21 protein-coding genes are annotated in these 20944 nt (G+C 70.7%); 8 read left to right on the top strand and 13 right to left on the bottom strand.

All coding sequences use genetic code 11. The annotated features are described in order from the left end of the window. Positions 1-92: 92 nt before the first annotated feature. Positions 93-659, top strand: a complete 567-nt coding sequence (locus tag MHO01S_RS09685; RefSeq protein ID WP_060959663.1) for an HhH-GPD-type base excision DNA repair protein — start codon at positions 93-95, stop codon at positions 657-659. Between the two features lie 75 nt (positions 660-734). Here MHO01S_RS09685 and MHO01S_RS09680 read toward each other — a convergent pair whose 3' ends face one another. From MHO01S_RS09680 to MHO01S_RS17030, 4 genes are all read right to left on the bottom strand, one after another. After that, positions 735-1460, bottom strand: a complete 726-nt coding sequence (locus MHO01S_RS09680; RefSeq protein WP_060959664.1) for a GNAT family N-acetyltransferase — start codon at positions 1458-1460, stop codon at positions 735-737. 59 nt (positions 1461-1519) lie between these two features. Further along, complete coding sequence (locus tag MHO01S_RS09675) at positions 1520-2908, bottom strand: glycine--tRNA ligase (protein WP_060959665.1); 1389 nt, start codon at positions 2906-2908, stop codon at positions 1520-1522. 224 nt (positions 2909-3132) lie between these two features. Then, positions 3133-4542, bottom strand: coding sequence for a sugar porter family MFS transporter (locus tag MHO01S_RS09670; RefSeq protein WP_371836324.1), 1410 nt, complete (start codon positions 4540-4542; stop codon positions 3133-3135). A gap of 153 nt (positions 4543-4695) precedes the next feature. Then, on the bottom strand, positions 4696-5115 hold the full coding sequence (locus MHO01S_RS17030) for a helix-turn-helix domain-containing protein (RefSeq protein ID WP_167626528.1): 420 nt from the start codon (positions 5113-5115) through the stop codon (positions 4696-4698). 178 nt (positions 5116-5293) lie between these two features. Here MHO01S_RS17030 and MHO01S_RS09665 point away from each other — a divergent pair, with 178 nt between their 5' ends. Beyond that, positions 5294-5824 carry a hypothetical protein gene (locus MHO01S_RS09665; protein ID WP_157553770.1) on the top strand — a complete coding sequence of 177 codons (531 nt, stop codon included), beginning with the start codon at positions 5294-5296 and terminating at the stop codon, positions 5822-5824. Between the two features lie 40 nt (positions 5825-5864). On the opposite strand, the gene MHO01S_RS09660 is transcribed toward MHO01S_RS09665, so the two are convergent. Both MHO01S_RS09660 and MHO01S_RS09655 read right to left on the bottom strand, forming a co-directional pair. Continuing rightward, a complete protein-coding gene (locus MHO01S_RS09660; RefSeq protein WP_060959668.1) occupies positions 5865-6269 on the bottom strand; it encodes a hypothetical protein in 405 nt (134 codons plus the stop codon). Between the two features lie 144 nt (positions 6270-6413). Further along, complete coding sequence (locus tag MHO01S_RS09655) at positions 6414-6773, bottom strand: DUF4870 domain-containing protein (RefSeq protein WP_060959669.1); 360 nt, start codon at positions 6771-6773, stop codon at positions 6414-6416. Between the two features lie 164 nt (positions 6774-6937). On the opposite strand from MHO01S_RS09655, the gene MHO01S_RS09650 reads away from it, so the two are divergent. After that, positions 6938-8302, top strand: coding sequence for an SPFH domain-containing protein (locus MHO01S_RS09650; protein WP_061782217.1), 1365 nt, complete (start codon positions 6938-6940; stop codon positions 8300-8302). 40 nt (positions 8303-8342) lie between these two features. Here MHO01S_RS09650 and MHO01S_RS09645 read toward each other — a convergent pair whose 3' ends face one another. The 6 genes from MHO01S_RS09645 to MHO01S_RS09620 all read right to left on the bottom strand — a co-directional run bounded on the left by MHO01S_RS09645 (position 8343) and on the right by MHO01S_RS09620 (position 12708). Next, complete coding sequence (locus MHO01S_RS09645) at positions 8343-9239, bottom strand: hypothetical protein (protein WP_061782216.1); 897 nt, start codon at positions 9237-9239, stop codon at positions 8343-8345. After that, complete coding sequence (gene menC, locus MHO01S_RS09640; protein ID WP_061782215.1) at positions 9236-10384, bottom strand: o-succinylbenzoate synthase; 1149 nt, start codon at positions 10382-10384, stop codon at positions 9236-9238. The genes MHO01S_RS09645 and menC overlap by 4 nt, the downstream gene beginning before the upstream one ends. Positions 10385-10601: 217 nt before the next feature. Then, a complete protein-coding gene (locus MHO01S_RS09635) occupies positions 10602-11024 on the bottom strand; it encodes an organic hydroperoxide resistance protein (RefSeq protein WP_060959673.1) in 423 nt (140 codons plus the stop codon). A 36-nt stretch (positions 11025-11060) separates the two neighbouring features. Further along, positions 11061-11513, bottom strand: coding sequence for a MarR family winged helix-turn-helix transcriptional regulator (locus tag MHO01S_RS09630; RefSeq protein WP_061782214.1), 453 nt, complete (start codon positions 11511-11513; stop codon positions 11061-11063). A 53-nt stretch (positions 11514-11566) separates the two neighbouring features. Next, the gene (locus MHO01S_RS09625; protein WP_060959675.1) at positions 11567-11962 is read right to left on the bottom strand and encodes a hypothetical protein; all 396 of its coding nucleotides are present in this window, start codon (positions 11960-11962) and stop codon (positions 11567-11569) included. Then, on the bottom strand, positions 11959-12708 hold the full coding sequence (locus MHO01S_RS09620) for a hypothetical protein (protein WP_060959676.1): 750 nt from the start codon (positions 12706-12708) through the stop codon (positions 11959-11961). Before MHO01S_RS09620 ends, MHO01S_RS09625 begins: the two co-directional genes overlap by 4 nt. Before the next feature lie 101 nt (positions 12709-12809). Here MHO01S_RS09620 and MHO01S_RS09615 point away from each other — a divergent pair, with 101 nt between their 5' ends. The 3 genes from MHO01S_RS09615 (at position 12810) to MHO01S_RS09605 (ending at position 17070) form a co-directional block, all read left to right on the top strand. After that, on the top strand, positions 12810-14210 hold the full coding sequence (locus tag MHO01S_RS09615; protein ID WP_060959770.1) for an MFS transporter: 1401 nt from the start codon (positions 12810-12812) through the stop codon (positions 14208-14210). Between the two features lie 9 nt (positions 14211-14219). After that, positions 14220-15701 carry a peptide MFS transporter gene (locus MHO01S_RS09610; RefSeq protein ID WP_060959677.1) on the top strand — a complete coding sequence of 494 codons (1482 nt, stop codon included), beginning with the start codon at positions 14220-14222 and terminating at the stop codon, positions 15699-15701. 190 nt (positions 15702-15891) lie between these two features. After that, a complete protein-coding gene (locus MHO01S_RS09605; RefSeq protein ID WP_060959678.1) occupies positions 15892-17070 on the top strand; it encodes a cobalamin-independent methionine synthase II family protein in 1179 nt (392 codons plus the stop codon). A gap of 44 nt (positions 17071-17114) precedes the next feature. Here the strand turns inward: MHO01S_RS09605 and MHO01S_RS09600 are convergent, their stop codons facing one another. Continuing rightward, entirely contained in the window at positions 17115-17708 is a 594-nt protein-coding gene (locus MHO01S_RS09600) for a TetR/AcrR family transcriptional regulator (protein WP_060959679.1), read from the bottom strand. A 139-nt stretch (positions 17709-17847) separates the two neighbouring features. Between MHO01S_RS09600 and MHO01S_RS09595 the strand changes: the two genes are divergently transcribed. Both MHO01S_RS09595 and MHO01S_RS09590 read left to right on the top strand, forming a co-directional pair. Next, positions 17848-19314, top strand: a complete 1467-nt coding sequence (locus tag MHO01S_RS09595) for an APC family permease (protein ID WP_060959680.1) — start codon at positions 17848-17850, stop codon at positions 19312-19314. After that, positions 19311-20891: an amidohydrolase gene (locus tag MHO01S_RS09590; protein ID WP_061782213.1), complete on the top strand. Its 1581-nt coding sequence runs from the start codon at positions 19311-19313 to the stop codon at positions 20889-20891. The genes MHO01S_RS09595 and MHO01S_RS09590 overlap by 4 nt, the downstream gene beginning before the upstream one ends. Positions 20892-20944: the final 53 nt, after the last annotated feature.

Raw genomic sequence — 20944 nt, 5'->3', positions numbered from 1 at the left:
GTGCGCCGGAGGCGCTGCCGCCCCGCTGTCACGAGCAGGATGCCGCTGTCACGGCGCTGTCACGGTGCGTCTGCGGGTGACACACTCGATGTATGAGCCTGCACATCACCGACGACCCGGCCGCCGACACCCTGCTCACCGACAACCCGCTCGCGCTGCTGATCGGCATGCTGCTCGACCAGCAGGTGGCCATGGAGACGGCGTTCAGCGGCCCGTTGAAGATCGAGGAGCGCATCGGCGCCGTGGATGCCGCCACCATCGCCGGCTACGACCCCGACGCGCTCGTCGCCGCCTTCCAGCAGTCGCCGGCGGTGCACCGCTACCCCGGGTCGATGGCGGGGCGGGTGCAGACCCTCTGCCGCACCCTCGAGCAGGACTGGGGCGGGGATGCCGCGGCGCTGTGGACCGAGGGCGAGCCCGACGGCCCCACCGTGCTGAAGCGGCTGAAGGCGCTGCCGGGCTTCGGCGAGCAGAAGGCCAAGATCTTCCTCGCCCTGCTCGGCAAGCAGTACGGCTTCACGGGCGCCGGATGGCGCGAGGCGGCCGGAGCCTACGGCGAGGAGGGGTCGTACCGGTCGGTCGCGGACATCGTCTCGCCCGACTCGCTCGCCAAGGTCCGCGAGTTCAAGAAGGCGGCGAAGGCGGCGGCGAAGGGCTGAGGCGTCGCGGCCGGGAGGACGGACCCCCGGCCGTTGAGCGAGCGCAGCGAGTCGAAACGCCCCCAGCGCACCGGCTCAGCCCTGCACGAACAGATACCCGCGCTCGTCGTCGAAACCGCCGATGACCAGGCCGCGGCTGTAGTGGCCGAGCATCTCGTCGCGCACGCGCAGTCGCCACGCGGCCGCCTCGGTCGGGTCGGTGCGCCGCAGCGCCTCGATGTCATCGGGGATCTGCACCGTCGCCACGACGTCCGCGGCATCCGGCTCGCGCACCGGAGCGGAGGCGAGCGCCCACGCCACCAGCAGGCGGTCGCTGTCGACGCCCTGGCCGCGCTGGTCGAGCTCGGCGCCGTCGTAGGCCGAGCCGTACTGGTCGACGAGGTACTGCACGAACCGCACGCCGATCGTCTTGGCGTTGAAGTGGGCGTTGCGGCGCACGAGCGGGTCGAACGTCCAGGTGACGGTGCCGATGTCGCGGGCGATGGCCCACTGGCGCTGCTGCTGCTTGAGGAGGCGTCCGAACCCGCGGCGCTGGTACTCCGGCAGCACGCCGGTCACGTGCGAGTGCATCGCGTGCTGCTCGGGCGGCGAGAAGAACGCGACGGATGCCCCGACGATGCGATCGCCGTCGTAGAGACCCACCACGTAGTTGCCCGAGTACTGCAGCGCCCGCATGAGCGGCGCCGGCAGCGGATCGCGCCCACCCCAGATCTCGACGAGGATGCGATGCGCGGCGAAGATCTCGTCGAGCGTGTCGAGATCGCGGATGCTGAGCGTGGACTCGGATGCGCCGGATGCCATGCCTCCACGGTAGCCGTTCGACGGCGACCGTCGCGGCGGCGATCGGTGGATGCCGCGGCTCAGGCGCCGCGCAGGCGCTCGCCGAGGTAGCCCACGAGCGCGTCGAGGGCGATGCGCTCCTGCGCCATGGTGTCGCGATCGCGCACGGTGACGGCCTGGTCGTCGAGCGAGTCGAAGTCGACCGTCACGCAGAACGGCGTGCCGATCTCGTCCTGCCGGCGGTAGCGCCGACCGATGGCCCCGGCGTCGTCGAAGTCGACGTTCCAGCCCTGCGCGCGCAGGTCGTCGGCCACCTGGCGCGCCAGCGGCGAGAGACGCTCGTTGCGCGAGAGGGGCAGCACGGCGACCTTCACGGGAGCCAGGCGCGGGTCGAGCGCGAGCACCGTGCGGGTGTCGGTGCCGCCCTTGGCGTTGGGCACCTCCTCCTCGCGGTACGCGTCGACCAGGAACGCCATCATCGCGCGGGTGAGACCGAACGAGGGCTCGATGACGTAGGGCGTGTACTTCTCGCCCGAGGCCTGGTCGAAGAAGGTGAGCGACTGGCCGGACGCCTCGGAGTGGCTCTTGAGGTCGTAGTCGGTGCGGTTGGCGACACCCATGAGCTCGCCCCACTCCTTGCCCGGGAAGCCGAAGCGGTACTCGACGTCGATGGTGCCGGCGGAGTAGTGCGCGCGGTCCTCCTCGGGCACGTCGAACCGCTTCATGTTGGCGGGGTCGACACCGAGGTCGACGAACCAGTTCCAGCACGCCTCCACCCAGTGCTCGAACCACTGGTGCGCCTCGGCGGGCGGCGTGAAGTACTCGATCTCCATCTGCTCGAACTCGCGCGTGCGGAAGATGAAGTTGCCGGGGGTGATCTCGTTGCGGAAGGCCTTGCCGACCTGGCCCACGCCGAACGGCGGCTTGCGACGCGACGCCGTCAGCACGTTCGAGAAGTTGACGAAGATGCCCTGCGCCGTCTCGGGGCGCAGGAAGTACAGGCCCGACTCGTCGTCGACGACACCCAGGTAGGTCTTGACGAGGCCGGAGAACGCCTTCGGCTCGGTGTACTGGCCCTTGGTGCCGCAGTTGGGGCAGGGGATGTCGGCGAGACCGTTCTCGGCGGGGCGGCCCTTGCGCGCCTCGAAGTCCTTGATGAGGTTGTCGGCGCGGAAGCGCTTGTGGCAGTGGAGGCACTCGACCAGCGGGTCGGTGAACGTGGCGACGTGGCCAGAGGCCTCCCAGACGCGCTTGGGGAGGATGATGCTCGAGTCGAGCCCGACCATGTCGGCGCGGCCGCGCACGAACGTCTGCCACCACTGACGGCGGATGTTCTCCTTGAGCTCCGTGCCGAGGGGGCCGTAGTCCCACGCCGACCGCGATCCGCCGTAGATCTCGCCGGCCTGGAAGACGAAACCGCGATGACGGGCGAGGGCGATGACTTTGTCGAGGCGGGACTGCTCGGCCACAGGTGGCTCCAAATGGTCGTGTCGCGAATGCGAAAAGGGTGTGGATGCCGAGAGCTCCGGCATCCGTCGAGTCTAGTCTTCCGCCGCAGCGGCTTCCCGGCCCACCCGTCCAGACGGCTGCGGGCGCGGCACCGTCATGGATTCGGATCTCGCCGACGGATGCGGATGCCGCGCGCGGCGGCATCCGCATCCGTTCACAACTTCCGATTCTGTTGGTTCGGTCGCTACCGCTTCGGCGTGCGGACGAAGAGCGTCTCGCTCTGCTCGAGGGCCATGCCCTTCGTCTCCGGGATCTTCCAGAGGACGAAGACGAAGGACAGCGCCGCGAAGACCGCGTACATGCCGTACGTGAACGGGAGCGAGAACGCCGCGAGCTGCGGGAACGTCCACGAGACGAGGAAGTTGGCGATCCACTGCGCCCCGGCCGCGACGCCGAGCGCCTTCCCGCGGATGCGGCTGGGAAAGATCTCGCCGAGCAGCACCCACACGATCGGGCCCCAGGAGGCGCCGAATCCGACGACGAAAAGGTTCGCCGCCACCAGGGCGATCGGCCCCCACGCCCCGGGCAGCGTGACCTCGCCGTCCACCGTCTGGGCGAACGCGAAGGCGAGCGCCATCGTGCCCAGGGAGAGCGCCATCAGGAGCGAGCCGGTCATCAGGATGGGCTTGCGGCCGATGCGGTCGACCAGGAAGATCGCGATCAGCGTGACGAGCACATTGGTTACGGACGTGAACACGCTGATCAGCAGCGAGTTGCTCTCATCGAAGCCGACGGCCCGCCAGAGCGTCGTCGAGTAGTAGAAGATCACGTTGATGCCGACCAGCTGCTGGAACGCCGACAGGATGATGCCGATCCACACGACCGGCTGAAGGCCGAGTGCCGAGCCCCGGAGGGAGGCGGTCCGGTTCTTGCGATCGTCCTCGATGCCGCTGATCAGCTCGTTCATCGTCTTGTCGAGGTCGGCCGCCGGGACGAGACGCTCGAAGATCGCCCGTGCCTCGTCGTTGCGCCCCTTGGCGAGCAGGAAACGCGGAGACTCCGGCATCGTCAGGGAGAGGATGCCGTAGACCGCGGCGGGGATGACGCCGATGAGGAACATCCAGCGCCAGGCCTCCAGCCCCCACCAGAGCACGTTGTCGGCGCTGCCGGCGGCGCCGGCCAGCACCGCGTTGCTCAGCAGGGCGGTGAAGATTCCGAGCGTGATCGCGAGCTGCTGCAGCGAGGCGAGGCTGCCGCGCACCTGGCGCGGCGCGACCTCCGCGATGTAGGCGGGGGCGACGACCGAGGCGATGCCGATCCCGATGCCGCCGAGCACGCGCCAGACGATGAGATCGGGGACGCTGAAGGTCAAGGCCGACCCGATCGAGCTGGCGAGGAACATCGCCGAGCCGAGCAGCATGACCCGAAGGCGCCCCCAGCGGTCGGACAGCGCGCCGGCGATGACCGCTCCCAGCGCACAGCCGAGAAGGGCGACGGCGACGACGAATCCGGTGAGGAGCGCGTCCTTCGTGTATGTGGACTCGATGGAGGAGACGGCGCCGTTGATGACGGAGGAGTCGAAGCCGAAGAGGAACCCGCCGACCGCGGCGGCGACCGACAGCGCGGCGGCCCTTCGCCCGTAGGGGCTCCTCATCGAGAACGTTCCGGCGGGGAGGGAGTCGGTCGTGGTCACTCGGAAAACGATAGCTCCGCGCCGCGGGGTGCGGGCGGACCTCCGCTCCGTCGGCACCCCGCGGGATCCTCTGCGGTCACCCCGCACGGGATGACAGGTATCGCGAGACACTGCTCACCGTGCTGCGGCGCGGACTCGCTCGTAGTTCCTCAACGCGACGAGTGGGACAACGTCAACCAGAGTCGGCGCCACGGCCCGCACCTGAGGAAGCAGCACCGCTGCTCGCGAAGGCTGAATACCGACCACCCGAACGAACTGCACACGGAGTGTGTTCCGGTTGGCGAAGCCGGATAGTCCGGCGAGTTCACCGAGATCCCGCACGGCGGCTGACGTCATAAGGCGCATCGCAGTGCTGACGCGGTACGCGGCCAGTACGCGGCTCACGGAGGCGCCCCCTTCGAATGCACGGTCGAGCTGCCGCCTCGAAACCCACAATCGGTCTGCAATTCGAGAGGCATTCAAGTCGGGGTCTTTGTGCTCGGTCAGGATGATGCACCACGCTTGGAATCGAATCTCTCCAAGCGTCGGTCGCATCAATCCCTCCCCCTCCCGCACTGCGCATCGCCGTACATATATCGACCTTGCCAGCCCAACCCTTGACCGCACCTGAGAGGCAGGCCTCTGTCTCAAATTCGAGCAGCCCTGCACGCGTCCGCGCCCAGAGAGCGCATTCCTGTTCCGCCCGAGCAAATGCCCCGAGTAGAGAGGTGTCATGGTTCACCATCGAAAGGGAATGAACGCAATGGAGCTTCAGAATTCGAGCAGCGAGCCTGCCACCGAGCCGCGCGGTCACCGGAGAATGAGGCGCGCGGCGGTCCTCGCTGCGGCGCTGTGCGCGGTCAGCCTCCTGGGACTCACCACCCCCGCACGTGCGGCCGATGTCGCCCGCAGCGGTGGAACCGCCGCGATCACACCCGCGGCCGCCATCAAACCGATGAGCACCGGGCAGTACGAGTACATCTGCCAGATGCCGAACGGTCAGAGTTGGTCGCTGTATGTCGGGGAGAAGACCACGGACTGCAAAGGCAGCTATCTGCAGAAGTACATCAACGGCCGCATGATCGCCAACTACAAGCTCGCCTACGGCGGTCAAGCGCTGGCGAGCAACGTCGACCCCGGCGGTTGCCTGCTGGGCATCGCCAGCACGGCGATCTTCATCCTCTGGCCTTCGAGCGGATGGACGCAGTGGGCTGTTTCAGGATTGGTGGCGGGGCTCAGCTTGAAGCCCTGCTACGCGGTCTAGAGCCGACGCAGCCGACGTCCCGGTAGGTCCTCCGTGACTCTCACCGCGAAGTCGGCCGCGGCCGCGCCACAAGGCTCGTCCCAGCGACCACGAGGAAGACCACCAACGCGAGCCCCCACGCCATCCACCCCTCGTTCGCACTCCCGCGTACCACTATCGCAGCAACGGCGAACGCACCGAGGGTGACGATCGCCGCGACTGACGCGTAAATCATCAGGGCAGTGCGCTGCTGACGCGTCATCGTGACGGGACTTCTGCGCGAGGCGAATCGAGTGACAATGGTGATGGCGACAACGGTCAGTACGAGAGGAATAGTGGGCCACGTCGGCTGCGGGGTGAAACTGAACGCGAGGAGTCCCGCCGCGAGGATCAGCCCCGAGAGAATGTTGGCCCAGACCGGCATAATTGTGAAGCTGCTACGGAGCTTGCCTTCGCTGGTCGACATTGATCCTCCGTCGATGGTGGTTCCTGCATTACAGCGCGAGCCGACTCTCCTGTCAACGCGGTTGATCGAGTCCGAGACGCCGACGATCGGCTTTCGCTGAATCAGAGCGACGTGGGGCGACGAGCTGGTCGCACTCTGCGGCGATCAGCTCACGAAGGAGATGGCCACCGGGTAGGTGTACCACTCGCCCTTGCTCGCCTTCACGGCGGCGATGATCGAGAAGACGATGTTCACCACGTAGACGGCGAGCAGGATCACCAGCCCGATGCCGATGATCGACAGCACGGTGCCGACGAGGGAGGCGATCACCATGGTCAGCTGGAAGTTCAGGGCGGCGGCGGTATGCGCCCTCACGAACGGACCGCGGTCCTTGAGGACGAGGTATCCGATCAGCGAGGGCAGGAAGTAGAAGACCCCGCCGACGTGCACGAGGGTCGCCCACATCTTCTCGTCGGACGGGTTCATCGGCTGCGGGCCGGGCTGCGGATACGGCGGAGTGGTCATGCGACCAGCGTAGAGGTCTGGACACGCCGGGTCCGAGGGGGTTATCCCGAGATCTGGGCGTTCCTCGGCATCCGGGGGCATCGTTCGATACGGTCGAAGGACATCGGCAACGCAAAGGAAAGTGGGTTCGTAACGTGGAGATTCTTGCCGCTGGGGGAACGCTCGTGATCGTCGGCATCGCCGTGGTCGCCGCGATCGTCCTCCTCATCTTCTTGCTCATCATGATCCGCGCCTGGTACAAGGTCGCCAAGGCCGACCAGGCCCTGGTCATCGTCGGCAAGAACCAGAAGAACGCCAGCGGCGAGTCGTCGCGCATCTCGGTGATCACCGGGGGCGGCGCCCTCGTCAACCCGCTGACGCAGCGCGCCGAGATGATCTCGCTGCGCGCACGTCAGATCAAGATGGAGCCGACGGCGCAGGCCTCCAACGGCGTGACCGTCAACGTCTCGGGCGTCGCGCTGGTGAAGATCGGTTCGGATCCCGAGTTCGTCCGCCGTGCGGCCGAACGCTTCCTCTCGCAGGACGGCGCGATCGAGCAGTTCACCACCGAGCAGTTGGAGGGCGCGCTGCGCGGCGTCGTCGCGACGCTCACCGTCGAGCAGCTCATGAAGGACCGCCAGAAGCTCTCCGATCAGATCGCCGAGGGCATCAAGAGCGACCTGCTCGCGCAGGGGCTCATCCTCGACTCGTTCCAGATCCAGGGCGTCACCGACAAGAACGGCTACATCGACGCCCTCGGTGCCACCGAGGTCGAGCGCGTCCGCCGCGAGGCCGAGGTCGCCCGCATCAACGCCGCGCGGGAGGTGCGCGCCCGCCAGATCGCGACCGACGAGGCCAACCTCGTCGAGCAGACCGCGTTCGACAAGAACTCCGCCGCGGCGGCCGCCGAGGTCGGTCGGGCTCGCGCCGAGGCCGAGCAGGCCGAGGCCCTCGCCCGGGCCGAGCGCGAGCAGGCGGTGCTGCTGCAGGGTGCCGAGAACAAGCAGGCGCAGCTCGACGCCGACATCAAGAAGGTCGCCGATGCAGACCTCTACCAGCGCCAGCGCGCCGCGGATGCCGCGGCGTACGGCGAGGTGAAGGCCGCCGAGGCGCGTGCGCAGATCGCGGCGCAGGAGGCGGAGGCCACGCGCCTGCGCGCTCAGGCCGAGGCCGACGCGGTGCGCCTCGTCGGCGAGGCGCGGGCGTCCGCGATCGAGGCGGAGGCCGAAGCCCTCTCGAAGAACCAGGAGGCGTTGCTCGCACAGCGCGCCCTCGAGGCGCTCGTGCCGATGATGACGGAGTTCGCGCGCGGCTTCGACAAGGTCGGCTCGATCACGGTGCTCGGCGGCGAGGGCGCCTCCAGCCACATGGCGGCGGAGTCGGCCTCGAGCATGCGGGCGAGCTTCGACGCGATCCAGGCGGCCACCGGCATCGACCTGCGTCAGGTGATCCAGGGGCAGGCGACGGGTCGGGGGATGGCCCAGGGCCTGCGCGAGGAGCAGGCATCGCGCACGGATGCCGCGGCATCCGCCGAGGTCCCCACCCCCTGATCGGAAATACAGGCGTCGGCACGGCGCGGGCGCCGGTCGTTCAGTGACCGGCGCCTTCGCCTTCGCCTTCTCCTTCGCCGCACCAGGCGGTGACCCACGCCAGCAGCTCCCCCTTGAGGGCAGGGCCGGCGGCGAGGGCGAACTGGCCGGGTTCGCCGTCGACCACGACGTCGACGACGAAGACGGTGCCGCGCTTGTCCTCCTGCACGGCGTGGGGGTCGCAGCGCGCCGGCACGAGCGGCAGCGCGATGGTCGTCGGGTCACGATGGCCGTCGGCGAGATCGATGTCCAGCGCGTACAGGCCTCCCGTGGCGGCGGGAAACGTCAGCAGGTTCGTCTCGCGGATGCCGGTGAGCTCGACGTGGGCGGTGCCGCCGCGCGGGACGATCGACACGGACAGCGTCGCGGGCGCTCCCGGGGTCGACGGGGCGAACGCGGTGAGGTCGACGTCGGCGACCTGGCGCACGTGCTGCTCGACGCAGTCGCGCCGGTGGAGCGCGGCGAGGAACGGGAACAGCTCCGGCGCCGGCGCGCTCGCCCGGCCCGCCCGTCCGTCGATCACGTAGTCGAACGTCACGGTGCTCGCAGCATCCTGCGGGGCGTCGCACACCGCGCCCGGCAACTGCACGCGGACGTCGACCGTCGACCCCGGACCCAACGGAGAGACCCTGTCGACGATGCGCGTGGCGGGCGCCGCGAACCGGGGATCGTCGAGTCGGACCGCACCCACCTCGATCGCGACGTCACCGTGGTTCTCGATCCGCACCTCGGCCTGCCGGTCGGCGACATCGGACCGCTGCTGGGTGACGACCACCGCGACCCCCGCCGGTGGCGGCCCCGGGCTGACGACCGGCGCCGCGTCGGCGGCGCACCCCGTGAGCAGCGCCGTCGCGATCACGGCCGCGGCGACGGCCGACCGGTGCCGCACGCGGTTCACCGCCGCAGTTCCACCCGCGCGACCGTCGCATCGTCGAGGGCGACGGGATCGATCTCCACGCCGATGCCCGGCGCGGTCGGCACGCGCACGTACCCGTCTTCCAGCACGATCGGGTCGCGCACGATGTCGCGCGCGTAGAAGCGGGAGGATGCCGAGACGTCGCCCGGCAGGGTGAAACCGGGCAGCGCCGCGAGGGCCGCGTTCGCCGCACGGCCGATGCCGGTCTCGAGCATGCCGCCGCACCACACCGGGACGCCCGCCTCGCGACACAGGTCGTGGACGCGGACCGCTTCGAGATAGCCACCGACGCGTCCGGCCTTGATGTTGATGATGGCGGCGGCGCGCAGGGCGAGCGCGTCGCGCGCGGCCTTGGCCGACACGATCGACTCGTCCAGGCAGAGGGGCGTGCGCAGCCGTGCCGCCAGCGCGGCGTGGTCGACGATGTCGTCCTCCTGCAGCGGCTGTTCGATCAGCAGCAGGTCGAACCGGTCGAGCTCGGCGAGGGTGTCGGCATCGGCGAGCGTGTAGGCCGAGTTCGCATCCACCTGCAGCGCGATGGCGCCGAAGGCGTCCCGCACGGCGGCGGTGTCGGCGACGTCTCGGCCGGGCTTGATCTTGATCTTGATCCGTACGTAGCCCTCGTCGAGGTAGCCGGCCACGACATCGACGAGCGCGGCCGGGTCGCGCTGGATGCCGACCGACACCCCGCTCGGCACGCGGTCGACCGTGGCGCCGAGGTACTCGCCCAGCGGGCGCCCCTCGGCGCGGAGGGCCGCATCGAGGACGGCGAGCTCCAGGCCGGCCTTCACCATGCGGTGGCCGACGAAGGGCTCCAGCACGGCCGACACGTCCTCGGGCGAAAGGCCGCCGGAGGCGGAGGACCCGGCATCCAGCAGCGCCGGCACGAGGAAGCGCTGAGCCACGTCCCACGCGCCCTGCGTGTACTCGCTGGAGTACAGCGGCGCCTGCTGGGTGACGATCTCGCCCCACCCGTCGCCGCCGGCCGTGCGGGCGCGCACGACGATCGCCTCCCGCACGGTCTCGGTGCCGAACGACGTCGTGAAGGGCGAGACCAGCGGCAGGTGCACGACGCGCAGCTCGACGGCGTCGAGGCGCACGGGTGCGGCGGGGCGGGCGATCGGCATGCGCTCAGGCTACGCCGCGCGCGGGTGCGGCGGGCTCGTGCTCAGCGGTGGGCGCGGAGCACGGCGAAGCGCGGCGCGATGTAGGTGCTGCGACGCGGCGCCCGGGGCAGCAGGGCTCCGGTGATGGCGGTGATGAAAGTGCGCACGGCATGCGTCCTCTCGAGGTCTTCACTCAAGAGAGGGCGGATGCCGTGGCTTATGACGCGGGTTCGCGAAATCAGTCGTCGACGACGGTGACCGCGACCTCGATGTTGCCGCGCGTGGCGTTCGAGTACGGGCACACCTGGTGGGCGGCGTCGGCGAGCTGCTGCGCGACGGCGAGGTCGACGTCGGGGATGTTGACCTCGAGCGCGACGGCCAGCTGGAATCCACCCTGGCCGTTGGGGCCGATGCCGACGCGCGAGCCCACGCTGGAGCCCTCGATGCTCACCTTCTGGGCGCGAGCGACGCTCTGCAGGGCGCTGTGGAAGCAGGCCGCGTACCCGGCGGCGAACAGGAGCTCCGGGTTCGGGGCCTCTCCGGCGCCGCCCATCTCCTTGGGGACGCGCACGTCGAAGTCGAGGATGCCGTCGGTGGTGCGGACGTGTCCGTTGCGGCCGCCGCCGGTGGCGAGGGCTTCTGCGGTGTAGAGGGTGTCCATGGTGGTTCCTTTCGTGGAGGTGGGAGGGCGCGCCGCTCAGGCGGCGGTGCGCAGGTCGGCGGCGAGCGCGCGCATGTTGGCGGTGATGGCGGCGAGCTGTTCGAGCAGCTCGCCGAGGCCGCGGCCGCTGTCGACGAACGCGGGCACGAGGCAGCCGGCAGCCGCCACGACGTCGGCGTGGACCTCGCGCCCGGCGGCGGTCAGCGCGACGCGCACGACGCGTTCGTCGGCCGCGTCACGGCGACGCAGGACCAGACCGCGGTCTTCCAGGCGCCGCAGCAGCGGCGAGAGCGTGCCGGAGTCGAGGCCGAGCTCGTCGCCGAGTCCGCTCACGGTGCGCTCGCCCGCAGCCAGCACGATCAGCGCCAGGTACTGCGGATACGTGAGCTTCCACGGCTTCAGCACTTCGCGATAGGCCTGCGTCGTGGCGTGCGAGGCGGTGTACATCGCGAAGCAGACGAACTCGTCGAGCGTGGCGGGAGCGGACATGAGGAAAGCATTGCACACAATTCAGTTGTGCACAATTTGTCTCGGGAGGCGTGTCAGCGCGACAGCGTGAACCCGTCCGGATCGCCCTCCCGTGGCGGCCGCAGCTGCGGCGGCAGCGGCCACGGCAGGACGATCCCCTCGTGCGGCCGGCTCATGTCGCCGTAGTCGTCGACCTTGACGACGATCCGCGCCGGCGTCACCTCGACGAGCCGGACGCGCACCGGCTGCCCCTCACCGCGCTCGAGCATCCACGGCTCGGCCAGGAACGCGAGACCCCGCCGCTCGAGCGCGTCCTCGGCATCCAGCCAGTCGACGGATGCCGCGACCACGCGCCCCAGCACGTCGATCGCCGTCCAGGCGTCGCCGTCCGGCCGTATCCAGCCGAGACGTTCGCCGTCCTCCCGGCGGTGCGCCGTCCAATCCTCCGGAACGACCCCGCCGACGCTCACGCCGTCACCCCCTCGCGGACGAAGAGGTAGCCGCGGTCGTCGAATCCGGCGACCCTGAAGCCGTCCTCGGTGAGCCCGAGGAACGCCTCCCGCACGCGGTACCGCCAGTCCAGCGCCTCACCGGGCGCCTCGCGTCGCAGCCGTTCGATGTCGGCGGGCACCTCCACGGTGGTGACGATGTCCTGCTCGCGCGGCGGGGCGGCGGGCGCATCCAGATCCCAGACGGCGAAGATGCGGTCGGTCTCGTCGCCGCGGTTCACCCCGTCGTCCATGGCGCCGTAGTGGTCCACGAAGTACGCGCCCACGCGCGCGCCGAGAACGCGCAGGTTGAACGACGCGTTGCGGGCGACGAGCGGATCGAAGGTCCAGGTGATGTGGTGCACGTCGCGCCCGAGCGCCCACTCCCGCTGATGCTGCTTGAGCAGCCGCCCGAGTCCCCGCCCCCGATACCCGCCGACGATGCCGGTGATGTGCGAGTGCAGCGACCGGTCGTCGGGAGCGGCGAAGAACCCGACCGACGCGCCGATCATGCGCTCCGCCGCGGGATCGCCCTCCGTCGGGGCGGCGTACAGCCCGACGGCGTAGTTGCCCACGTGCGCGAGCGCCCTCAGGAGGTTCGCGGGCATGCCCGTGCGATCGCCGCCCCACACCTCGCTGAGCACGGCGGACGCCGCCGTGATCTGGGCCATGGTCTGCAGGGGTCGGATGCGGAACCCGTCGGGGGTCCGGCTGTCGAGGTCCGCCATGCCGTCACCCTACGCCGGACCCCGACGGAGCCACCGCGCCGACCGGACGATAGCCTGAAACGATGGCTACCGACGACTCCGCGCGCAGACGGCTGGCGCGGATGCCGCCGCAGGGCGCCATCGTCGCCGTGCTGGCGCTGGCCGGCCTCGCCTCGTCGTTCATGTTCACGCTGGTCGTCCCGATCCAGACGCGCCTGCCCGACCTCCTGCACGCCGACCGCGACGACACGGCGTGGGTGGTCACCGCGACGCTCCTCGCGGCCGCCGTCATCACGCCGATCGCGGGGCGTCTGGGCGACATGTACGGCAAGCGCCGCATCGTGCTGGTGCTGCTGGCGACGCTCGTCGTCGGCTCCGTCATCGCGGCGCTGTCGACGGGGTTGGTCTGGCTGATCGTCGGCCGCGCCCTGCAGGGGGCCGTGACCGGCGTGATCCCCCTCGGCATCTCGATCCTGCGCGACGTGCTCCACGAGGACCGCGTCGACCCGGCCATCGCCCTCATCAGCGCGACCCTCGGCGTCGGCGGCGCGCTCGGACTCCCCGTGAGCGCGCTCGTGACCGAGAACGCCGACTGGCACGCCCTCTTCTGGACGGCCGCCGCCCTCGGCGCGATCGTGTTCGTGCTCGTCCTGCTCGTCGTCCCCGTGAGCGTCCTGCGCACGGCGGGCCGCTTCGACTACGTCGGCGCGCTCGGTCTCGCGGTGGGCCTGCTCGGCATCCTGCTCGCCATCTCGCGTGGCGACGCCTGGGGGTGGGCGTCACCGGCGACCCTCGGCTGCGGCCTCGGCGGTGTGGCCGTCCTCCTCGTCTGGGGGTGGTACGAACTGCGGATCGCCGAGCCTCTGCTCGACCTGCGCGTCGCCGCCCGGCGCCCCGTGCTGCTGACGAACCTCGCGTCGGTCGCGATGGGGTTCTCGCTGTTCTCGTCCAACGTGTCCTACCCGCAGCTGCTCGAGCTGCCCGCACCGACCGGCTTCGGGCTCACGCTGCTGGCGGCGAGCCTGGTGATCATGCCGTCCGGCCTGGTCATGATGGTGCTCTCCCCGTTCTCCGGGCGCCTCGCGAGCACCGTCGGGCCGCGACGGCTGCTCATCCTCGGCGCGATCGCGCTGATCGCCGCCTACGGCTTCAGCCTGCTGTTCGCGTCGGCCGTCTGGCACATCCTCATCGCGAACCTCCTCATCGGCGTCGGCATCGGGTTCGGCTACGCCGCGATGCCCATGCTCATCATGCGCTCGGTGCCGCAGACCGAGACCGGAGCCTCCAACGGCCTCAACGCCCTCTTCCGCTCGCTGGGGACGAGCTCGGCCGCGGCGGTCGTCGGGGCGGTGCTCGCCGGCATGTCGACGGTGCAGGACGGACGCGCCGTGCCCACGGCATCCGCGTTCCAGGTGTCGTTCTGGCTCGGGCTCGCCGCCGCGGTCATCGCGCTCACGGTCGCGGCCTTCATCCCGCTGCGCCCCGCCGACGAGCACCACCCCGCGTTGCCGGCGGACCACTAGCCTCGCACCATGAGTCCGCGCCAGCCCGTCCTCCCCGCGCCCGCGTCCTCCGGAGACCGCGACACCCGGTTCTTCGGCCAGCCGTGGGCGCTCGCCCACGTGTTCGGTGTGGAGATGTGGGAGCGGTTCAGCTTCTACGGCATGCAGGGCATCCTGCTCATCTACCTGTACTACTCGGTGAGCGAGGGCGGCCTCGGCGTCGATCAGGGCGTAGCCGCCGGCATCGTCGGCGCGTACGGCGGCGCCGTCTACCTCTCCACGATCCTCGGCGCCTGGATCGCCGACCGGATCCTGGGCGCGGAGCGCGTGCTGTTCCTCAGCGCGATCGTCATCATGGCCGGCCACATCGCCCTCGCGCTGCTGCCGGGCTTCGTCGGCGTGGGCGTGGGCCTCGTGCTCGTCGCGATCGGCTCCGGCGGGCTGAAGGCCACCGCGACCAGCGTCGTGGGCACCCTCTACGGCCCGGACGACACCCGCCGCGACGGCGGATTCTCGCTGTTCTACCTCGGCATCAACCTGGGCGCGTTCGCCGGCCCGCTGCTGACGGGCCTCCTCCAGTCGAGCCTCGGCTTCCACTGGGGCTTCGGCCTGGCCGCCGTCGGGATGGCCCTGGGGCTCGTGCAGTACTCGTTCGGCCGCCGTCAGCTGCCCGCCGAGGCACGCGCGGTGCCCAACCCGCTGCCCCGCGAGCGCTACCCGCTGATGATCGGCATCGCGGTCGCCGGGGTCGTCCTCATCGTCGTCCTGGTGCTGCTCGGCGTCATCCGCGCCGACAACCTCGCCCTGATCGTGATCGTCACGGTGATCGGAGCGGCGATCGCCTACTTCGCGGTCATCCTGTCCAGCCGCCGGGTGGATGCCGAGGAGCGCAGCCGCGTGTGGGGATTCGTGCCGCTGTTCCTCACCTCGGTCGCCTTCTGGTCGCTGTACCAGCAGCAGTTCACGGTGCTGACGGTCTACTCCGACAAGCGGTTGAACCGCGACCTGTTCGGCTGGGAGATGCCGGTGTCGTGGGTGAACTCCATCAACCCGGTGTTCATCATCGTGCTCTCCGGCGTCTTCGCCGCGGTGTGGACGAAGCTCGGCGCACGCCAACCCGCCACGCCGGTGAAGTTCGGCGTCGCCGCCATCGTGATGGGCGCGGCGTTCCTGCTGTTCCTGCCCTTCGCGGGCGGCGGCGAGAACTCGACGCCGCTGCTGGCCATCGTCGGCATCCTGTTCGTGTTCACCGTGGCGGAGCTGCTGCTCTCGCCGGTGGGCCTGTCGGTGACGACCAAGCTGGCCCCCGAGGCCTTCCACACCCAGATGGTGGCGCTGTTCTTCCTGTCGGTGGCGCTCGGCACCGCGATCGCCGGCCAGCTCGCGACCCTCTACGACCCCGACGACGAGGTGCCCTACTTCTCCGTGCTGGGCCTCATCGCGATCGGCGTCGGCGTGCTGCTGCTGCTCTTCGCGAAGCCGGTCCTCCGGCTCATGCGCGGCGTGCGCTGAGGCGGCATCCGCCCACCGGACGCGGGTGTCACCCGACGTCACACGTCCGCGCAGACGGCGCCGGTCGCCGTATCCTGGCGGTGGCTCGAAAACCGGAAGCCTCCGCCTTGAGCAGCCTGCGCCCCTCGCCGCTGCAAGAGCCTTCTGACACTCGCCCGCCCCGCGGGCCATCGTCCTCAGGAGGAGACCCATGTCCGTCGCCACCACGACCTCCGGCAGCCTGCCCCGCACCGCCGCCCTCATCGAGGCGAACGCCTCGCGCACCCTCGCAGACGACGGCTTCACGCTGCAGTCGACGCCCGCGTTCGAGTCGTTGACCGCCCAGGCGGTCGCGGACGTCGTGGAGCGTCAGCGCGCCGCCGGCATCACCCTCGTCGGCGACGGCGAGTTCGGCAAGGCCATGTCGAACGCGGTCGACTACGGCGCCTGGTGGTCGTACTCCTTCCAGCGGGTGAGCGGCCTGTCGCTCACCGAGGTCAACGCGTTCAACGAGCCGCCGGTGCGCTCCGCGCCCGGCGAGATCCGCCTCACGAGCTTCCTCGACCGCCGCGATCGGCAGCTGTTCCCGGCCGTCTACGCCGAGGCCGTCGAGGCGGGACGCACCGCCACCGCGTTCCCCACGACGACCGGACCGCTCGCGTACCGGGGTCACGATGCCGTGGCATCCGACATCCGTCACCTCACCGGCGCCCTCCGGGACGGCGAGCGCGGCTTCCTCACGGCCATCGCCCCCGGGTCTGCGGCGCGCGTGCGCAACGAGTACTACGCCGGCGACGAGGAGCACATCTTCGCGTGGGCCGACGCCCTGCGCGAGGAGTACCGCGCGATCGTCGACGCCGGTCTCATCCTGCAGCTGGACGACCCGTCGCTCGCCGAGAACTTCGACCAGATCAACCCGGAACCCTCGATCGCCGACTACCAGGCCTTCACGAAGATCCGCATCGACGCGATCAACCACGCCATCGCCGGGCTCCCCAAGGAGCAGGTGCGCCTGCACCTGTGCTGGGGGTCGTGGCACGGGCCGCACACCACCGACATCGAGCTGAAGGACATCCTGCCCGTCGTGCTGCAGGCGAACGTCGGCTCGATCTCGTTCGAGGCCGGCAACGTCCGCCACGAGCACGAGTTCGGTGCGTGGGCGGATGCCGCCGTGCCCGACGACCTGGTGCTCGTGCCCGGCGTCGTCAGCCACGCGACCAACGTCGTGGAGCACCCGGAGCTCGTCGCGCAGCGCATCCGCCGGTTCACCGACATCGTGGGTGCCGACCGCGTCATCGCCTCGACCGACTGCGGGCTCGGCGGACGCGTCCACCCCGACATCGCCTGGGCGAAGCTCGAGACGCTCGGCGAGGGCGCCCGCCGCGCCTGACCCGCGGGTTCCGTCTTCGTCCGCCCGCCGCGGCGCGGAGCGCGCTACGCGCGCGGCGCGCGCTCGATCGCGTCGAGGAGGGCGAGCAGGCCCACCTCGAAGGCGGCGTCGAGGCGCGCGTCGGCATCCGCCCACGCCGCGCTCGCCGCGGCGAGCGCGCTCGTCGCGGGAGACGTCCGCCACACCTCGGCCGGAGCCGCACGCTCGAGCGCGATGCCGAGAGCGAAACTGTCCAGCGCCTCGAGGTGGACCGACACGGCATCCGCTGCGAAGCCGGCGGCGAACAGGGCTGCCGCCATGCGCTCGTAGATGCCCAGCACCGCCTCCGAGGTGATGGGCGTGCCGACGAGGAGGGCGACCAGTCGCGGGTGGGCCGCGTAGCCGGCGCGCATCGAGTGGAGGATCGCCTCCAGCTCCTCGCGCCAGGGGCGCCCACGATCCGGAGGGGGTGGCGGGAAGTCCTGCACCATGCGATCGCGGATGAGATCGATCAGATGCTCGAGCCCGCCGACGTGGTAGTACAGCGACGGCGCGGCGACGTCCAAGCGCTTGCCGAGCGCGCGCATGGAGAACGTGTCGCCGCTGTCGATGAGCGCCAGGGCCTCATCGACGATGCGCTCGACCGAGAGACGCGCCACCGAGGGTCTGCCCACACACACCTCCCGAAACAAGACAGTTACACAGCGTACTTGTCGCCGTCGCACGAGCCGGACATACTGCCTAACACCGTTAGATAAATCCGGCTCATTCCTGACCCGACACCCTCTGGAGGACGACATGTCAACGACGACGCCCACTCCGTCCGCACCCGCGGACCCGTCCGGTGCCATCGGCGCCCTGAAGCAGAACTCGCTCGGCGCGAGGGGGATCACCTTCCTCGTGGTCTCGGCCGCCGCGCCGCTGACGGTGATCGCGGGAACCGTGCCGCTCGCGATCCTCATCGCGGGTCCGGCGGCCCCGACCGCCTACCTCGTCGTCGGCATCGCCCTGGCGATCTTCGCGGCCGGCTTCATGGCGATGACCAACCGCGTCTCGCGCACCGGCGGCTTCTACACGTACATCGCGGCCGCCCTCGGCAAGCACATGGGACTCGGCTCCGGCATCCTCGCCCTCGTCTCGTACAACGCGATGCAGATCGGCATCTACGGGCTGTTCGCGGTGAACACCCGGGCGATGCTCGCCACCGTCTTCGGCATCGATGTCCCGTGGGGCGTCCTCGCGGCCGTCGCGATCGCGGGCGTCTGGGCCATGGGTTTCACGGGCATCGACATGGGCGCCAAGGTCCTGGGCGTGCTGCTGGTCGCCGAGACGCTGGCGCTCGCCGCGCTCGGTGTGGCCATCCTCGTCACGGGTGGGACGTCCGCCGGCTTCGGCGACGGGGTGTTCGCACCGGAGAACGTCTTCACGCCGCAGTTCGCCGTCGTGCTGGGTCTCGCGTTCGCCGCCTTCATCGGTTTCGAGTCGACGGTGCTCTATCGGTCCGAAGCACGCACCCCGCATCGCACGATCCCGCGCGCCACCTATGTCGCGGTGGCCGCGATGACGCTGTTCTACTTCGCGTTGACGTGGCTGCTCATCCAGGCCCACGGCGAGGATCTCGTGCAGGCGTTCATCGCCGACAACGGCGTGGAGACGTTCCTGTTCGTCACGGCCGGCAGCCGGCTCGGCGAGGCGGCGACGAGCGTCTTCCTCCTCCTCATCGTGACGAGCGTCTTCGCCGCGCTTCTCGCCTTCCACAACTCGATCAACCGGTACACCTACGCTCTCGCCCGCGACGGCGTGCTCCCCGCCGCGCTCGGCCGCACCCGCGAGCGCAACGGCGCCCCGTGGGTCGCCGGGCTCGTGCAGACGGCACTGGCCGCCGTGGTGGTCGGCGGGTTCGTGCTCGCCGGCGCCGACCCGTACCGGCAGCTGCTGATCTGGGTCAACACGCCGGGCGTGGTCGGCGTCGTCGTCCTGCAGATCCTCGCCGCGGCGTCGGTGGTCGTCTTCTTCGTCCGCCGCGGGCCCGCCGACCGCCCCTGGTACGCACTTCCCACCGGCCTCCTCGGCGGCGTGCTCATGCTCGTCTTCCTCGTGCTCATCGTCGTGAACATCGATGTGCTCACGGGCGCGGATGCCGCGACGAACGCCGTCATCGTGGGCGTCATCCCGGTGTCGTTCCTGATCGGCCTCGTGCTGGCGGAAGGGCTGCGCCGATCACGGCCGGCCGCGTACGCCGGGATCGGCGGGCCGGAGCAGTGACGGCCGCCGACCTCGTCCTCGTCGCCGATGCCCTGCACGGCACGGCCGGCGAAGCCCTGGCCGTGGCCGGGGGCCGCATCGTCGCGATCGGCGACCGCAGCGACGCCGCCGGCTGGAGCGGTGTCGGAACGCGCACGCTGCGCCTGCCCGGCATCGTGTCGCCCGGCCTCGTCGACGCCCACACCCACCCCGTGCTGGGCGCCCGGATGGCCCGCGGGATCGATCTGCGGGAGGTGCGCACGCTCGACGAGCTGCGCTCGACGCTCGCGGCGGCACGACGCGGCGTGAGCGAGTGGATCCTCGGGTGGGGACTGTCCCACGACGTCTGGGCGGGAGCGGCGATCACGGCGGAGGCGCTCGACGACGCGGTCGGCGACGTCCCGACGCTGCTGCGGATGTTCGACGCCCACTCCGCGCTCGCGAGCAGCGCCGCCCTCGCCCGGGCGGGTGTCACGGGTCGCCGGACGTTCGCGTCGGGCGCCCACGTCGACGTGGATGACGCGGGCACCCCCACGGGGTTCCTCCACGAGCACGAGGCGATCGACCTGATCGAGTGCCTCGTCCCGCTCGAGCCGGCGTCCGCCGTGGCCGCGCGACTGGCGGGGGCTCTCGAGCAGATGGCGTCCGTCGGGCTCACGGGAGCGCACGTCATGGACTTCGAAGGAGACCCTGCCGCACTGTACGCGGCGGTCGAGAGCGAGGACCGGATGCCGCTGCGCCTGCGCATCCACCCGTGGGTCGACCCCGCGTCCACCCCGGACGACTGGGAGGCCCTGATCGCCGCGACCGGCACCGGCGGCGCGTCGTGGCGCCGCCACGGGGTGAAGCTGTTCCTGGACGGCACGATCGACAACGGCACGGCGTGGCTGACGCGTCCCGACCGCGACGGCCGCTCGGTGCGTAGCACGTGGCCCTCCCCCTCGCGCTACGCGGCCGCGATCGCGCGGTTCGCGGCCGCCGGCGTCCCGACGGCCACGCATGCGATCGGCGACGCGGCGGTCCGCCACGCCGCGGCATCCATCGCCGATGCCCGCGCCGCCCACCCGGGTTCCGTGCATCGCATCGAGCACCTGGAGCTGACCGGCGACGACGTGGTCGCCGCGGTCGCGCGCAGCGGCGCGGTCGCGAGCATGCAGCCGACGCACTGCACCCGGTTCGTGCGCGCCGACCGCAGCGACAACTGGAGCACCCGCGTCGGCGCCGACCGCGCGGAGCACTCGTGGCGGACCCGTTCGCTCGCCGACGGCGGCGTGACCCTGGCGCTCGGCTCGGACTGGCCGATCGCGCCGTTCGATCCGCGGGAGATCCTCGTCGAGGCGCAGACCCGGCGCCACGGCGCGGCTGGGCCGATCGGGGCGAACGAGGCGTTGACCGCCGCCCAGGCGTTCGCGGCGTTCACGACCGGCGCGGCCGTCGCCGCCGGGTGCGCCGGCGACGAGGGGCGCATCGCCGTGGGGATGCGTGCCGATCTCACCGTGCTGAGCGCCGACCCGTCCGTCTCGGCGCCCGAGGAGGTCGCGGCCGTGGGCGTCCACGCCACCGTGGTCGACGGGCGGGTCCGCTACCTGGCCGGGTGAGCGCGACGGGCGACCGGCGGCCCCGGCGGACGGGCGGGGCGCGGCGTGAGAAG

This window comes from Microbacterium hominis NBRC 15708 (assembly GCF_001592125.1).
Taxonomy (GTDB): domain Bacteria; phylum Actinomycetota; class Actinomycetes; order Actinomycetales; family Microbacteriaceae; genus Microbacterium; species Microbacterium hominis.
The sequence above is the reverse complement of the archived record's forward strand: the minus strand, read 5'-3'. Positions and strand labels throughout refer to the sequence as shown.

Coding starts and splice junctions, on each gene's coding strand:
- MHO01S_RS09685 (WP_060959663.1), top strand. CDS start 93: ATGAGCCTGCACATCACCGACGACCCGGCCGCCGACACCCTGCTCACC.
- MHO01S_RS09680 (WP_060959664.1), bottom strand. CDS start 1,460: ATGGCATCCGGCGCATCCGAGTCCACGCTCAGCATCCGCGATCTCGAC.
- MHO01S_RS09670 (WP_371836324.1), bottom strand. CDS start 4,542: ATGAGGAGCCCCTACGGGCGAAGGGCCGCCGCGCTGTCGGTCGCCGCC.
- MHO01S_RS17030 (WP_167626528.1), bottom strand. CDS start 5,115: ATGCGACCGACGCTTGGAGAGATTCGATTCCAAGCGTGGTGCATCATC.
- MHO01S_RS09665 (WP_157553770.1), top strand. CDS start 5,294: ATGGTTCACCATCGAAAGGGAATGAACGCAATGGAGCTTCAGAATTCG.
- MHO01S_RS09660 (WP_060959668.1), bottom strand. CDS start 6,269: ATGTCGACCAGCGAAGGCAAGCTCCGTAGCAGCTTCACAATTATGCCG.
- MHO01S_RS09655 (WP_060959669.1), bottom strand. CDS start 6,773: ATGACCACTCCGCCGTATCCGCAGCCCGGCCCGCAGCCGATGAACCCG.
- menC (WP_061782215.1), bottom strand. CDS start 10,384: ATGCCGATCGCCCGCCCCGCCGCACCCGTGCGCCTCGACGCCGTCGAG.
- MHO01S_RS09635 (WP_060959673.1), bottom strand. CDS start 11,024: ATGGACACCCTCTACACCGCAGAAGCCCTCGCCACCGGCGGCGGCCGC.
- MHO01S_RS09630 (WP_061782214.1), bottom strand. CDS start 11,513: ATGTCCGCTCCCGCCACGCTCGACGAGTTCGTCTGCTTCGCGATGTAC.
- MHO01S_RS09620 (WP_060959676.1), bottom strand. CDS start 12,708: ATGGCGGACCTCGACAGCCGGACCCCCGACGGGTTCCGCATCCGACCC.
- MHO01S_RS09615 (WP_060959770.1), top strand. CDS start 12,810: ATGCCGCCGCAGGGCGCCATCGTCGCCGTGCTGGCGCTGGCCGGCCTC.
- MHO01S_RS09610 (WP_060959677.1), top strand. CDS start 14,220: ATGAGTCCGCGCCAGCCCGTCCTCCCCGCGCCCGCGTCCTCCGGAGAC.
- MHO01S_RS09605 (WP_060959678.1), top strand. CDS start 15,892: ATGTCCGTCGCCACCACGACCTCCGGCAGCCTGCCCCGCACCGCCGCC.
- MHO01S_RS09595 (WP_060959680.1), top strand. CDS start 17,848: ATGTCAACGACGACGCCCACTCCGTCCGCACCCGCGGACCCGTCCGGT.